Source organism: Chryseobacterium gleum, assembly GCF_900636535.1.
In the GTDB taxonomy this organism is placed as follows: domain Bacteria; phylum Bacteroidota; class Bacteroidia; order Flavobacteriales; family Weeksellaceae; genus Chryseobacterium; species Chryseobacterium gleum.
In genome coordinates this window covers 5,035,716-5,049,409 of sequence record NZ_LR134289.1, presented here as the reverse complement: position 1 = coordinate 5,049,409, position 13,694 = coordinate 5,035,716, and the positions used below count along the sequence as shown (strand labels likewise).

Genomic DNA, 13,694 nt, shown 5'->3' with positions numbered 1-13,694 from the left:
AATTGGCTTTATTATAACTAATTACATTTTAGTCTGCAATAATCGTTGAAGATTTTTAGATTTTCTGAAATTAATCAACTTTTTAAACTCCGGAGTTTTTGAAAATTTTTGAAGTGCCGCAATAGTATCTATGTCTTTGTCGGAAATACTTGAGATTTTAATGCAGACAGTTCCTATATCTCCAAAACAATTTCCTAAACCAAAAAGAAGAGAATAGTAAGTTTCTTTGGAAATAGGACGTTTAAAATGTGGTAAATTAGTTATACCTTCCTCATCTTCATTCATAAATCGTAAGTCCTCATTAAACATCTCTTGCGAAAAGAATAGACCATAATCTATCCCATTGTAAGTTTCATACTTTAGATTATATTGTTCTTTGAGAAGTTCATTTACCTCTATCGCTTTTTCTGGTTTTTTCAAATATATTATCGAGTAAGTTCCCATTTTAAATATTTTTAATTTAAAAAAATACGATTGCCTGTACATCGTGAGGTTCTTTTTGATTAATGTTCACTGGTAGGAGTAAAACATTATCTTCTTTCCAGATTGTAAACTCATTAAAGAAGAAATCAGAAAACTCAATATCTTGTGTAGCCAGAACATTATCATTTCCGTCAGTCGCAGAAAGGTTGAATCTATTCGCTTCAATTCTTTCGATTTTCCAGACTTGGAATTCTTCTTTTTGAAATTTTTCTGAATATTGGTAGGATGCAATGCAGTCAAGAAACCAAAAGCAAGATTCTTCCCGAGCTATAGTTATGACACCATCTGTTAATAACAATTTTCCTATGTAGGAGTAATAAGATTCTGTTCCCATAAAACTGTCATAAAAATCATTGGCTGAAATGTTTGGATTTTTCATAATTGAAATTTTAAAAATGTTTGTATTTTGTTTTATTTTTCGGAAAAGTCACAGATTGCTGTGTTTTAATTTTTTCTGATTATGGAGTTGTTTTTCATTGCTTTTTGACGATAGAAATCCAGTTTCAGCCAAAACCGGAATGGAAAAATGAAATGAAGGCTTCGAAATCTTTTTGCCCGAAGGATTTTAGGAGTGTCTGGAAAAATTATTGAAGCGATGTGGAAAGAATTTTTTAGAAACCCAAAAAGATTTTTTGAGCAGAAAAGGATTTATACTTTTGCAAACTGAAAACAACCTATGTAGTCAGAAAAAAAGCATAAGAATTAGAACCCTTTTTCGATTGTAAAACAAGAAATAAAAATCAATAATTGTATATTTGAATATCCAACAAACACATTATTAAAGAGGGTTTATGAAAAAACTAATTATATTATCACTACTTTTAATCGGAATATCAGGATTTAGCCAAACGAACTGTGAAGCTCTAAAAAAAGAAAACGAAGCTTTGCAATCAACCAATAAAGTTTTGACTTCTGAAAACGATTATCTAAAAAAAGTGCTTGAAATCAATAAGCCAATTCTTGAAACAGAAACAGAAAATTCTTCTTATAGAATCACAAAAGTTACAGGTAATAAAGCTGGGAAAAACATTGAAATAAGTTTCCTTATTATGTCCAAGGATGAGAATAAAAAAATGACAATCGAAGATATTAGTATTGTGGATATCGAAGGTAATGAACACAAAATTGACTTGTATAAATCCAGCAAACCATTTCCTGAATTGGCCAAAAATGTTCCTTTCAGACTAAATTTTTCATTTAAAGATATACAAGGTGAGCCATTGTTTATCAAAATATTTAAATTCAAAACGACCTCACAGCCTGAAAGAAATACATTTGAGAAAACGAAATCAAACTTAGAATTTAAAGATTTAAAAGTTGTTTGGAACTAAGATGACTGAACAAGATTTTTTGAATCTACTTGATTTTAATAATTCAAAAAAATAAAATACTCCGCATCCTTTTTTCAAAAATATCTAAAGCCAAAACAAGGCAATTTTTTTGAAATAGGGTTGCTCCTTATTTTGCAAAAATGCGTTTCCGACCTCAGGAAGGAATTGCATTTTTGCCGCCCGACTTTCATCGGACAGCAAAATCTACAATTTAATCGCTTGAGAATGGAAGTTCTTTAGATTAAGAAAAAAACCTCTGTTCTCAGTTAATCCATCACAGAACAAATTCCACAAAAGCGAACATCCCATTTGAGCCAAAGTTGAATTGATAAACAAATCTTGTCTTGCTAAAGCTTCTGCCAGACTGCAACTTGGCGTATCGTCCTCAGTCTCGGATTGTTTTAGAAGTTCTCCGAATTCCTCAGTAATAAATGGAAGATTACTTCTTGTTTCATATTTATCGGATTTTGGTTGTGCTAAGCTTCCAACAGTAGATAACAAGACTTGCCCCGTATGTTTACCATTCCCAAAATCAATCCAATATTTAGGTTGATTGCTGAAACTTTTATAATCATCTCTCTCTTTTAAAATTTCTGCAACACCAAACCTTGCCTGTACATTATCTACGCAGGTCATTGTAATCGTTGCTTTAGCATCTTCTGAAAATCTGCCGAAGCTATCTTTTTCAAACTTTTGTGTTTCGGCTTTCCAATTGGTTCCTGCCCATCGATTGATGCGGTTGATTAACGCAACGGATTTATACAATCCTCTTTCACATTCTGCAAACCGTTGTCTGCCTATATTGGCATTTGTGACAATATCATCATCCCAAAGACGAACCTGTAATCCTGCGTGTCCTAATTCAATAAGACTGTGGTTCATTTCCATTAAAGCTGTTAAAACTTTAGAACCTGTCCCTCCTCCTCCAATTAGGTTTAATGAAATTGGGTTGGTCGGACTAAGCAAAGAATTGTCTGCAAAATGAACCATTATTTTTGTTGCAATCATCGTAATAAATTTTTGAGGGTTTTATTGTTTTTCTTTAACATTTTGACAGGAAAAGCTTCATTTGATTCAAGCAATTTTTTCCAAAGGTTGACTAAGTTCCCATCAATAGGATTATGATTACCTACCAAATGGCTGAAATAAGAATTGAAAAAGTAGTTCTCCCATTGTTCTATAAATTCTTCGACCGAAGCTGAGTTTTTAATTTTTATATCTACAGTTCCCATACAAACATCACCGTCATTATAGACGTTGAAAAATGGAGCATAATGCAATGGTGTTTTTTCTGTTGGTCTTTTATCGTTTGATAATGCAAAAACAGAAAGAGTTTCTGTATCCGCAATCCATAGCATTGCAGGAACTTTTGCTTTTCCGCTGGGTATTTCCAGATTTTTCACAAAATACATTTGTCGTTCTTGTGCTTTGGTGTACCAAATCACTGAACCTTTTTGGCTTGGGTTAATATGCAAAATGTTATTGGCTAAGATTCCTTTAGATTTTAAAAAGGCTTTCTCGATTTCTTCATCAATGACTAATGATTTTGCTAACGCTTTTGCTTCATTAACAGTTAACGGATGTGCATTGACTGGATTTCCATTTCTGTCCATATCAAAATGTTCAACGTACATTTCATTTTTATCTAAAGATTCGTAAAAAACCAATGCAGATTTTGGTTCGTACAGTATTCCGAAATATTTGTTGGTGTCAATTACATTATTCATTCTAATTTTTTACAGGTTAATACTTGATGTAATTTTTCCATTAAAGCGAATAAACGATATTCAAAATCAAAATCCGCTTTTGGAATTTCTGTTCCATTAATAGGTAAGTAAATAGTTGGCTCTTCAATGCTTCCGTATTCATTGAACTCCGCATTAATGCTATCTTCAATATTATTGTACAAACAGCCTTTGGTGTTAGCTACAAATGAAATGTACATATCCATTGATATAGCTTTATTGGAATAATCGTCATCGTGCGGGTTTTCTTCAGATGATGGTTTATTTCTGAAAATTGTTGTATTTGGATATTCTGAATAAAGAGCAAAAGCTTCGGAAGCAACTTTGTGGCAAATGATGTCAAATTCATTTTGGATTTTAAAACACTTCAAACGCTGTTCAAAAAAATCCAAATTTTTAATATTAAAAATTTTTCGTTCTATTTTGTCTCCTATATTCTTTGACATTTCAAACTCTCTGCAATAATGATGTGAATCCTCTCCTGCTTCATCCTCCTCCATCCATCCTTCGTGCATTTCGTATATCCAATACAGATAACTAGCTTGTTGTCTATAATATGGAACGTTGGCAATATGATAAAGGTAACTAAAAACCGAAAGTAAAAGTTGAGCATTCTTTTTACACATTTTGTCGTGAAGCATTTTAAAAAGTGGTACAACGGGAATAAAATAAAGTGATGTATTAGTGCAGAACTGTTCTTCTTTTGCAAAATGAAACTTTTTGTTAGTTCGTATGAGTTTGAATTGATTCCAATCCGCATTAGCCTGTTTCATTTTCGTTTTTATATCCCACATTGCCAAAGCCAAATTATATGGAAAACCAAAGTCTTTTGTTTGCATTGGCTCTACTCCATACTGTTTGGAAAATTTAGAAAGGGACTTATAAAAGTCCCTTTCTGTGTTAAGTATTTTCTTGCTACCTTGAAAATGTGAAACTTCTTCTTGTTTTGGTAGAAACTTACATTTCAGAAAACCATTGGAAGCATTGCTATTGGTACAGACTTCTGTTTGTCTTTCCGAATTTCGTTCAAGGTCTTTGGTTTTTGAAGCCAATGAGCGAACCTGCCCAATTGTTGATGTAACTCTTCTTGTTGTCTTTCTTCCGGTAACTTGATTTTTCCCGATATGATTTTTTGTTGCATTCATTTTTATTTTGTTGTTGGTTGCTGAAAAATGAGGACTGGATTTAAAGTTATTTGCTCTTAACAAGTCGCAATATTTATCTATCCCTTAGTCCCCATTACACTTTCAAATTTGTACTGTATAGTATCATCTTTAATCTGCGGTGCTGAAACTTTTGCAGTGGTTAATATTGGGTAAGTATTAGCGTAAAAATTCATCACAGCTTCTACACTCCATTTAGGTTCGGGGTCTGTAAGTTTTATTTCGTGTCCATTGTGTTTCAAAACAAAAACTCGTTCTAATAGTGTTGCAAGTAACATTTTTAAGATTTTTAAGGTTAGGTAGTTTCAGTTGGTACATTGTTGTCATTGCTTTCAGTAAAAAGATTGGGGGCAAGAAATTTGGAGTACTCGTCTTGTTTACCGCGGATAACTTCGGCGAAGTCGGGATAATCTGATGCTTTTGGAAGTGCTGTCCAAGCATCTTTATATTTTCCCTCTTTTTCAAGTTCTTCGGCTTTTTGCAATGCTTCTTTATACTTTTTTTCTTTGGTATCTTTTTCCTTTTTTTCCTTGTCCGTCTTTTCCTTTTCCATTGCCGATTTCTTTTTAACTTCTTCAAGTTGCTTCATAAAAGCTTCCATATCCACCATCAATCCAGAAGCGGTTTGCAATGGTGTCGTTATTTGTTCAAAAAAACCGTTATCGAGTTCCTCTGCTGTACCACGAAGATTGAGAGGTGGAATCAATTTCCTTGCTTCGTCTCCACACTGCTCATTACTGAGCAGTATGGAAAGAACAAAGCAATTTTCAGTCGTTGGACGAAGTGTGATTTGCAAATCTCCTGTTAAGTCCATTTTTGCTATATGTCTGAAAAAATTGGTCTGCATAATTCTTATGATGTGAAATTTTGAATCTATAAATTATTTTGTGAATTCCTCCAATGAAAATTCTTCTGTAAAAAATTCTTCGCTTGTGTGTTTTCCGAATGCGTTGTAGATGGCATTTCCGCTCTTAAAAACTTGCATTTGACGGTTGTGCAAATCGTGTTCGGGTTGTAAAAGTTGTTTCAAATCATCTTTTTCCAATTCGACGAAAAATTGATTTTTTTCTGAAAGCCATTCTTCAATTTGAGGGTAGTTTTCTTTAGAGAATTTGAAAAACTCAACTTTGACATCTTCATAGTTGAGCCATTTCAAATCAGAATCATTTTTCACAATTTTCACAACTTCCAATCTTTTCTTTTGGATTTTTTTCCATTCTTCGGTGATATGTATAATTGCAAAATCACAGTCGTCCCATTCGCTCTTTGCTTTTATTAAAAAATATTCGGTTGGTTTGATTGATTTTTTCATTTTCTAATTTTTCTTGTTAATTGGTTTCGTAGATATAAGTTCCACTTACTTTAAGAGGTTCTGCCCCTTGTGTTAATCGGATTTCTGATTTAAAGATCTTGGAAATCTTTCTTGCATATCGTACTGCTGTAGTTCTGTCACATTCGGTGAGATAATAAACTTCTATGTCTTCCCATCCTCGTTTGTCTTTTTTCTGCTTTATCTGAAAATTAAATTGTGCTTCCATAAATTTCACTAATTAGAATGGTAGATCGTCGTCTGTATCTTCCGCAAATGTTTTTTTGTCTTGCGCTTTTTCTGTCACAAAGTTTTGTACATCTTCTCGTTTTCCTCCTCCGTGAAACTTTATATTTGAAGTATGGAAGTTTAATCCAGACCTTATCTCTCCATCCTTACCTATCCACGCATTTGAACTCGTTCTGCCTGATAGTTCAACCAAAGTTCCCTTAGTTAAAGATTTTGCGACATTAGGACTTTGCCAATATGCGCAATTATAATAAGTGGTCTGCTCCACCTTTTCTCCTTGTCTATTTTTGTAGCTGTCATTGATGGCTATTGAAAAATTCACAACTTGCTTGTCGTTTTTTAAGATGTTGATTTCTGCGTTTTTGGTAACTCTACCGATAATTGTGTTCATAATGTTTCGATTTATTTTGTTAATGATTTCGTTGATAATTATTTATTTTATTAATGATTAAAATCTTGAGTGATTTGATTTGGTATCGAGGACACTCGGCTCTCTTTTTTATATTTAAGTTTTGAAAAACAGTATATTTTGTTGTTTTTCTATTTGTTTTTTCGTTGATGTCAAAGAGCGTCTTGAGTTGAATTGATTAGTATAACTGAGGTTCCGGCTTTTTCTTTGCCTATGATTATAGGAAAGCATCAGGCACACAAAACCCGATTCACTTCCCGTAATGGATTACAGTGGTGAATCGGGCTTGAAATCTTTTTGTCCGAAGGATTTAGGAGTGTCTGGAAAAATTATTGGAATGAAGTGGAAAGAATTTTTGTAGAAACCCAAAAAGATTTTTTTGAGTGAATGATGCTATCCTACATTTGCAATAGTAAAAAGCACAAACCACAGTTATGAATTGGTTCAATGAAGTTTTTGTCAACGAAAAACAAAGGAAAATCCATTAGAAAAAAATCGTTTTTCACATTCTGACTTTTGTAAAATGAAATTCAAATAGTTTGATGATTTATCATTCTATAAAAAATTTGCAAATAGGCTTAAAAGTGCTTATAAAAAGGAATAAAAATTTATATTTGCGGTCTTATTAAATATATAAACATACATTATGAAAGAACTTATCGAAAAAATCAACGCAGAATTTGAGGCGTTCACTACAGAAGCAAACCAACAAGTTGAAAAAGGAAACAAAGCAGCTGGAACTAGAGCAAGAAAATCTGCTTTGGAACTAAGTAAATTATTTAAAGACTTTAGAAAAATCTCTGTTGAAGAATCTAAGAAATAATAATTGATAAAAAATAAATCCCAGCTTTTCAGTTGGGATTTGTTTTTGAATACCAAAATAAAAATCTATGCTCAAAAATAAATCCCAACATCTATTTGTTATTACCGGCGGACCTGGAGCTGGAAAGACAACTTTACTAAATGCACTTGAAATTAAGGGAAAACGTGTCATTCCTGAAGATGCCCGCCAAATTATTAAACAACAGATGCAGATTAATGGTGAAGGACTGCCGTGGAAGAATAAAATTTTATATGCGGAGTTGATGTTTGAGGCTTCTTTAAAAACTTATCAAAAAGTAACAAGCGAAGTTTTGGATAAAACAGTTTTCTTTGATAGAGGAATTTTGGGTGCAATCTGTTATATGGAAATGGAGAATATTCCTGTATCCGATGAGATAGTGGCTGTTGTACGCTCAAATCCATATAATCAAAAAGTATTTATCCTGCCACCTTGGTTAGACATCTACGAAACAGATAATGAAAGAAAACAAACTTGGAAAGAGGCAGTATATACTTTTGATTTAATGAAACAGACTTATACAAAATTTGGTTATAAAGTTATTGAAGTTCCTAAGGAAAATATCGACAAAAGATGCGAATTCATTTTCAGTAATATTTGAAATAATTTTATTTCTCCATCATTTTTTCTCGTAATATTTAAATAAAAAACACCCTCTAAATGTTGCAGTACCACTCGTTCAAATCATTATACGACTCATAAATCACGGAACAGTCTTCTACATTTTTGTATCGTTTTTCAATTTTAGACTTGACAGATTTTCCATTGGAGTCATTATCTAAAAACAGTGAGATTTTATTATACTTCTTCAATTCGTTTTCAACTTTAAAAAGCATTGATGTAGAATTGAGAATCAGATAATCTGAGCTTTGTTCTTTTTCCATATTTCTGTAAGTAAGGTAATCGAAAAAGCCTTCAAAGATTGCAATTTCATCAAAGTTATTATTTTGAGTTTTTATTAATGTAACATCTTTCTTACTCAAACAGATTTTAGAATATTTGTTTCGTATTTCGAAACCACCAGAGTCATTTAAAAAGCCTATTCCAAAATACTTTTTTCCATTCATTTTGTAATGAATCTCTCTGACCAAATCCTTTTGCTCATAAACTCTTCGTGATGTTAAATACTGAACTAATGCAAAGTGCCTAATTTCACTCGTTTTTAAGATTTCGTATTCCAATTCTTGATTAGAATCAACTTTCTGAATATCATTCTGGACAGAAAAGCCAAACCTTGCCAAGTATTTCAAAGCATCAGAAACAGAACATTGATTAATTTGCTGCACAATTGAAATCACATCATAGCTTTTGCCAGTCCCGAAATCAAATGCTCTATTTTTCACAAAATCAACAGATAAACTGGGTGTCCTCTCCTCTCTGTCAATTGCAAAGTAAAAAGCCGTTCTTCGGTTTTCTTTGGACGGAAATAAGTTGAACGATTCCAGAACAGTTCTGATTCCTATTTTTTGTTTAATTTCTTCGCAATTCATTTTTTTTCTTTTTAAAGCAAATTTTTCATCTTCATTTTCCTTTTAGATAAAAAAAAACTTTTATCTACTTTTAATATACTTTTAGTAAATCGCCATATCGTATTACCACAAAGGATTTCCATTATTTTTCGAATGAGTGCAATTCCGAATTTAAAATAAGTGCAATTCCGAAACTGAAATGAGCACAAATCCGAAAAAAACCAGATTTTGGAATGAGTGCAATTCCGAAATGCCTTTTTTAATTGTTTATAGATTCTCTCAATTATTCGCGATTTTAATGATAACCAATAATTTTAACTCTATTAGAAAAAATGAAATGAGCGCAATTCCGAAAACAATGACTGAAGCTATCATTTTTTAAGATTTCTTTAACTCCAGCTACCGCAATTCCGAAATCCGAATGAGCGCAATTCCGAATTCACAATATTATCGGGTAACCATTTGGAATTAATTTTCCGGTTCTACTCTCCTGATATATTTGTATAACCAGCTTCTGAATTTCTTGTAAAAAAGCTATCCCTTGAAATATGACAGACTGTATTTTTTTCAATCTGCAGATTTTGATGAATCTTTTAAAAGCTTTTTCTATCAATATTCGGGTCTGGGGAATATTTCTGTATTGATGAAAGAATTGTTTCATTTCATTTTCCTGTAAGCCAAATCTTTTCCGGAAATAGCTTAACCTTTTAGTGATTTCAGGTGTTTTTTGTAAGTCTTCGGACATCAAAACATCTGAAGTAATTTTAGCTTTGTAAGGAAATATAAAGATAGAATCCCCTTTGTATTGGTAGTTGAAAGATAAACTATTGTGTATATCCAAGCTAATTCTTGCAAGCTTTAGAAACTTAAAACAGAAATCATTGGCTGTTTTATAGTTAAGTCCAAATTTTTTGTTCAAAGTCGATAACTTTAGAACTGTTCCACTTTCAGGTATTTTTGAAAGCCAGATGGCGAAAATAATATGTTTGTTGTTTCTTACGTTGTAGACCAAATTATATAAAATGTAGTTGTATTCAGGAATGACCAACAGTTTCTTAAGCCAATAACTGCTGACTAAAAATGTAGTATAACCACGTTTGTCATAACTGGGTGTAGAAATCAATCCACCGAAAGTTTTAATTTCTTTTCCTTTTGAGTTCAAAGATTTATACCAACCCATTTTGAATCGTGCAAGAAACTCATATGCATCAACGACTTGTTGTGTTGAACCACTTGGTGAAATTTTACTGTTTCTGATTCTAATGGACGCAAAAATATTGTTGTCCGTCTCAAACTCTTCATCAAAAAGCGATAATTGTTTAGGTCGGTCTTGCGGACGAAATTGTTCATTACTGATTATAGAAATAATATTGAAAATAACACGCAAAGCATTAATTGGAATATCTGCAGCCTCGTTGTCATCGAAAATAAAGTCATCTACAAAACGATTTCCTATTCTTATTCTTTCCTGACTGAATTCATTCTTAACTTCAAATTTGTTACGGATTAATCGAAAATCCTTATCTGGATTAGCCATTCTATTGTTTAAGATATTGTAAGATTTAATCTAATTATATTTCAAATTGCTTGGAAGGACTAAATCAATTTAATTTTTTCACTTTTAAGCGTTTTCGAGCCATCAGCTAAGCTGTAATATTTAAAAATATTAACTCCTTCTGCTTTAAAAACTCTTTTGTCAGCCTTACCCAAATTGAGAATTCGTACTTTTTGGATGCCTTTATATTCTGCAAGCATACCATTAATAATAACCTTTTGTCCAAGTTTTAAATCGGATATTGTAATTTCTTTTTTACCCATTACTTTTTGAAATTTGATTTAATGATTTTTAATTCTGAGTTAGGGGCGCTTTATATTTGGAATATCTTTTAATGAAATTGGATTATCTTCACTTGAATTATTCATATAGGGCAGTGTACTTTTTAGTGTTGCTTTCCAATTACTGATTGGACGATTAAATGCATTTTTCCATCCTTTATCAACCCAGATTTTATATTTTTTTTCAATGGAAAAATCCATTGGCGAATCATAGCTTTGCAACGTCTTTGCATAACTGATAAATTCTTCCCAAGAAGGGATGATGGTACTTTCATTGGCTAAGTTGTCAATGATTTGAGGGATTTCTAGAATTGCTCTTTTTTGTAAGTTTTCCGTATCAGAATCTTTTTTTATACCTTCTTTTTCCGGTTTAATCTCAAAAGAATAATCTAAAAGTAAACGATAGTAGCAAGGAAGCCCATTGCTGGTCTGAAATTGTATTAGTCCTCTATTTTTGAGCTTATCTTTTGACGCTTTTATGGTAACTCTCGTCAGACCCAACTCTCTTGCTAATTCCACATCAGAGATTTTAAAATCATAGCGGTCTTTTTCATAACCAATTTTAAGCAAGTACAAATACAAAGCAATCTCAGTAGGACTTATTTTGACAATCTTATTAAAATCCCAAAATCGTTGTATTAATTCAAGGTAATACATATTACTTCTGGGCGAAAAGCTCCAAAGCTTTCTCAATGTCAATAATGATTATATTACCCTTTTGGATAATGGCTTCATCCAATATTCCAGATGATTTTATTTCAGAAGCTTTTGAAATGGAACATCCCAGAATTTTTGCCAATCCCTTTAATCCATATTCGTATTTTTGTTGAAATATGAAGTCTTTTGAAATTTCTAAAAACTCTCCAACAGTTAATTTCCACATTGGAGTTTTAAGATTTATTTCTTTCATAGGTTCTGGTTTTGATTGCTGTTTTTCATTTTCGAAATCCAATTTCTTGCAGCTGATTTCCAGCATTTCATTGGTTTATCATTTGTCAAACTCCAATCCTTAGATTGATACAATGAATAAAATTGACACGCTTCTTCAGATACTATATCCCGCTCATTGAAATACATTTCAATCTCATATAGCGCTGGTACAGAAAAATTAAATATTTCCTCTTGCAAGGCTTTTTCTTCCAAGCTTAATTCATTTTTGTTCTTATCTACACTTTCAAAATCAATAATTTCAATCGAGCTTCCTTCGTAAGAATTATAGCTCGGCGAATAATTAATAAATCCTGCATTATGTATCTCCCTAATACATTTATGGTAGGTTGCAAAAGATTTAATTTTACTTAGCTTCATTAACTCTTCGCGACAAACACGAAAGGGATTTTGAAATTTGGTTGAACTCCACAATTGGAAAATTGAAACATATAAGCTGAGATGTGAAGGATACATCCGGCTATCCTGAATAAAAGAGCCTAAGAAACTGATGATATTTTTAGATTTCTCCATAATTATTACTACCAATTAATGTTTGAAATCTTTCAGTAGTTTCTCAATATCCTTGTAATTGTAGTATAATGTCCCTCCTACCTTACTGTAAGATAGTGTTCCATTAATTCTTAAGTTCTGTAATGTGCCTGAAGAAATATTAAGCATCTTCTTGACCTCAGAGGTGCGAAGCCACAACTTTTGTTCTGTAGTATTACCTTGTAATAGTTCTTTGATAGCTTCCAGCAATTCAACTTTAAACTGCTGAAGGTCTTCTTTGGTGATAATGGATATTGCCATAGTTTTAAAATTGTTTTATTTGACAAAATTTCAAAATCACGCAAAATATCTTTCGGTAGTTTCTCGGTACTACCGAAAGATTTTTTTTATATAAAAAAGTTGTTCAAACTTTCCAAGCAATAGGTGTATAACATATAACTTCCGTAATTAAGCGGATATTTTCCCAAAAATATTTACAAATTCTCTGATTATTTGTGTTAGGGTATTTTTCGGTAGTTTGTCGTACTACCGAAAAATTACTTAGATATCTAAATCATCCAGATACTGATTAAGATTTTGTCGGAGTAAATTCAGAAATTTTGACCGATCATTTTTTCTTAGTCTTATTTCACCTAAAGTTTTATGATAGTTACCTAAACTAATATCAAATGATTTCTCTGCCCATCTAAAAATTTCCGATAGTTCGGTGTGACCCGAATTAAAACAATTACTTAGATGTAAGGCAAATAGTAATTCAGTTAGACTCACTTTCGATGCAGACCATACTAGTGGTGATAAAATTTTATTGCTGCGGTTTTCACTTAAATTTGCTATTGACTCTTTCAAATATTCATCAAATAGCTGATTGGCAATAAATCTTGCTACTAGATGATCGTGAGATGTTGTAAAACTTGTATCGAAATTGTAAAAGCCAAAAGATAGCTTCATTTTTAAATCATAAGAATTCCTCACAAATATCTTGTGATCCAAATAGGTGGCATCACGACGATAATAACTGTAAAATTCGGATTGTTCAGTATAAAAATTTTTTAACTTTTCTTGCTCAGCTTCATAATATTCTTTAATAATTTTAATGCCTGCATTAGGCTTATGAGATTCAATATCAAGGATTGTTGAATGATAAATAAATTTTGAAATAAACTGCGGTTTTATTTTCTTGAAAAAATGTATTTCTTGAGCAATTGTATCAAAATGATGGGATGAAATCATTCCTTTAACTTTTCGCACAGCGTTATCAATGAGAATCAAAGATTTTTCAGCGAGTTTGACAACATCATTATCTTCTTTATAAACTTTATTAATCTCTGATTCTAACTCATCATGTAATTGAGTAATTTCTCTAAAAATAGTATTTGTTACCATGTCCTTTTTCTAGAAATTTACAAAAAAACGTTTACT

The 13,694-nt window shown here is 31.9% G+C and carries 21 protein-coding genes; 3 read left to right on the top strand and 18 right to left on the bottom strand.

Annotated elements, in window-relative coordinates; genetic code table 11:
- Positions 1 to 21: 21 nt before the first annotated feature.
- Positions 22 to 444, bottom strand: a complete 423-nt coding sequence (locus EL165_RS23270) for a hypothetical protein (protein ID WP_027374947.1) — start codon at positions 442 to 444, stop codon at positions 22 to 24.
- Between the two features lie 16 nt (positions 445 to 460).
- Complete coding sequence (locus tag EL165_RS23265) at positions 461 to 862, bottom strand: DUF6876 family protein (protein WP_002981153.1); 402 nt, start codon at positions 860 to 862, stop codon at positions 461 to 463.
- Positions 863 to 1,274: 412 nt separating this feature from the next.
- Between EL165_RS23265 and EL165_RS23260 the strand changes: the two genes are divergently transcribed.
- Positions 1,275 to 1,814: a hypothetical protein gene (locus EL165_RS23260; RefSeq protein ID WP_002981155.1), complete on the top strand. Its 540-nt coding sequence runs from the start codon at positions 1,275 to 1,277 to the stop codon at positions 1,812 to 1,814.
- Positions 1,815 to 2,018: 204 nt separating this feature from the next.
- Here the strand turns inward: EL165_RS23260 and EL165_RS23255 are convergent, their stop codons facing one another.
- The 8 genes from EL165_RS23255 to EL165_RS23220 form a co-directional block, all read right to left on the bottom strand.
- Positions 2,019 to 2,822, bottom strand: coding sequence for a PRTRC system ThiF family protein (locus EL165_RS23255; protein WP_002981156.1), 804 nt, complete (start codon positions 2,820 to 2,822; stop codon positions 2,019 to 2,021).
- Positions 2,819 to 3,541, bottom strand: coding sequence for a PRTRC system protein B (locus tag EL165_RS23250; protein ID WP_002981157.1), 723 nt, complete (start codon positions 3,539 to 3,541; stop codon positions 2,819 to 2,821). Before EL165_RS23250 ends, EL165_RS23255 begins: the two co-directional genes overlap by 4 nt.
- A complete protein-coding gene (locus tag EL165_RS23245; RefSeq protein ID WP_002981158.1) occupies positions 3,538 to 4,704 on the bottom strand; it encodes a hypothetical protein in 1,167 nt (388 codons plus the stop codon). The genes EL165_RS23250 and EL165_RS23245 overlap by 4 nt, the downstream gene beginning before the upstream one ends.
- Before the next feature lie 77 nt (positions 4,705 to 4,781).
- Positions 4,782 to 5,000, bottom strand: coding sequence for a PRTRC system protein C (locus EL165_RS23240; RefSeq protein ID WP_002981159.1), 219 nt, complete (start codon positions 4,998 to 5,000; stop codon positions 4,782 to 4,784).
- Between the two features lie 17 nt (positions 5,001 to 5,017).
- Positions 5,018 to 5,569, bottom strand: a complete 552-nt coding sequence (locus EL165_RS23235; RefSeq protein WP_002981160.1) for a PRTRC system protein E — start codon at positions 5,567 to 5,569, stop codon at positions 5,018 to 5,020.
- Positions 5,570 to 5,602: 33 nt separating this feature from the next.
- Positions 5,603 to 6,034: a hypothetical protein gene (locus tag EL165_RS23230; protein WP_002981161.1), complete on the bottom strand. Its 432-nt coding sequence runs from the start codon at positions 6,032 to 6,034 to the stop codon at positions 5,603 to 5,605.
- A gap of 16 nt (positions 6,035 to 6,050) precedes the next feature.
- Entirely contained in the window at positions 6,051 to 6,260 is a 210-nt protein-coding gene (locus EL165_RS23225) for a hypothetical protein (protein WP_002981162.1), read from the bottom strand.
- A 12-nt stretch (positions 6,261 to 6,272) separates the two neighbouring features.
- Positions 6,273 to 6,671, bottom strand: a complete 399-nt coding sequence (locus tag EL165_RS23220) for a single-stranded DNA-binding protein (RefSeq protein ID WP_002981163.1) — start codon at positions 6,669 to 6,671, stop codon at positions 6,273 to 6,275.
- Between the two features lie 664 nt (positions 6,672 to 7,335).
- Between EL165_RS23220 and EL165_RS23215 the strand changes: the two genes are divergently transcribed.
- Together EL165_RS23215 and EL165_RS23210 are read left to right on the top strand one after the other, a co-directional pair.
- Positions 7,336 to 7,512, top strand: coding sequence for a histone H1 (locus tag EL165_RS23215; RefSeq protein WP_002981164.1), 177 nt, complete (start codon positions 7,336 to 7,338; stop codon positions 7,510 to 7,512).
- 67 nt (positions 7,513 to 7,579) lie between these two features.
- Positions 7,580 to 8,131 carry an AAA family ATPase gene (locus EL165_RS23210; protein ID WP_002981165.1) on the top strand — a complete coding sequence of 184 codons (552 nt, stop codon included), beginning with the start codon at positions 7,580 to 7,582 and terminating at the stop codon, positions 8,129 to 8,131.
- Positions 8,132 to 8,186: 55 nt separating this feature from the next.
- Here EL165_RS23210 and EL165_RS23205 read toward each other — a convergent pair whose 3' ends face one another.
- From EL165_RS23205 to EL165_RS23170, 8 genes are all read right to left on the bottom strand, one after another.
- Entirely contained in the window at positions 8,187 to 9,020 is an 834-nt protein-coding gene (locus EL165_RS23205; RefSeq protein WP_002981166.1) for a toprim domain-containing protein, read from the bottom strand.
- A gap of 418 nt (positions 9,021 to 9,438) precedes the next feature.
- Positions 9,439 to 10,536, bottom strand: a complete 1,098-nt coding sequence (locus EL165_RS23200) for a hypothetical protein (RefSeq protein WP_002981167.1) — start codon at positions 10,534 to 10,536, stop codon at positions 9,439 to 9,441.
- Positions 10,537 to 10,595: 59 nt separating this feature from the next.
- Positions 10,596 to 10,817 (bottom strand): hypothetical protein, encoded by a 222-nt coding sequence (locus EL165_RS23195; protein ID WP_002981168.1) that lies wholly within the window; start codon positions 10,815 to 10,817, stop codon positions 10,596 to 10,598.
- A gap of 39 nt (positions 10,818 to 10,856) precedes the next feature.
- A complete protein-coding gene (locus tag EL165_RS23190) occupies positions 10,857 to 11,492 on the bottom strand; it encodes a helix-turn-helix domain-containing protein (protein WP_002981169.1) in 636 nt (211 codons plus the stop codon).
- 1 nt (position 11,493) lies between these two features.
- Complete coding sequence (locus EL165_RS23185) at positions 11,494 to 11,745, bottom strand: DUF3853 family protein (RefSeq protein ID WP_002981170.1); 252 nt, start codon at positions 11,743 to 11,745, stop codon at positions 11,494 to 11,496.
- Positions 11,742 to 12,296 carry a hypothetical protein gene (locus EL165_RS26045; RefSeq protein ID WP_002981171.1) on the bottom strand — a complete coding sequence of 185 codons (555 nt, stop codon included), beginning with the start codon at positions 12,294 to 12,296 and terminating at the stop codon, positions 11,742 to 11,744. The genes EL165_RS23185 and EL165_RS26045 overlap by 4 nt, the downstream gene beginning before the upstream one ends.
- Positions 12,297 to 12,311: 15 nt before the next feature.
- The gene (locus tag EL165_RS23175) at positions 12,312 to 12,575 is read right to left on the bottom strand and encodes a helix-turn-helix domain-containing protein (RefSeq protein ID WP_002981172.1); all 264 of its coding nucleotides are present in this window, start codon (positions 12,573 to 12,575) and stop codon (positions 12,312 to 12,314) included.
- 240 nt (positions 12,576 to 12,815) lie between these two features.
- The gene (locus EL165_RS23170; RefSeq protein ID WP_002981173.1) at positions 12,816 to 13,658 is read right to left on the bottom strand and encodes an RteC domain-containing protein; all 843 of its coding nucleotides are present in this window, start codon (positions 13,656 to 13,658) and stop codon (positions 12,816 to 12,818) included.
- Positions 13,659 to 13,694 lie beyond the last annotated feature (36 nt).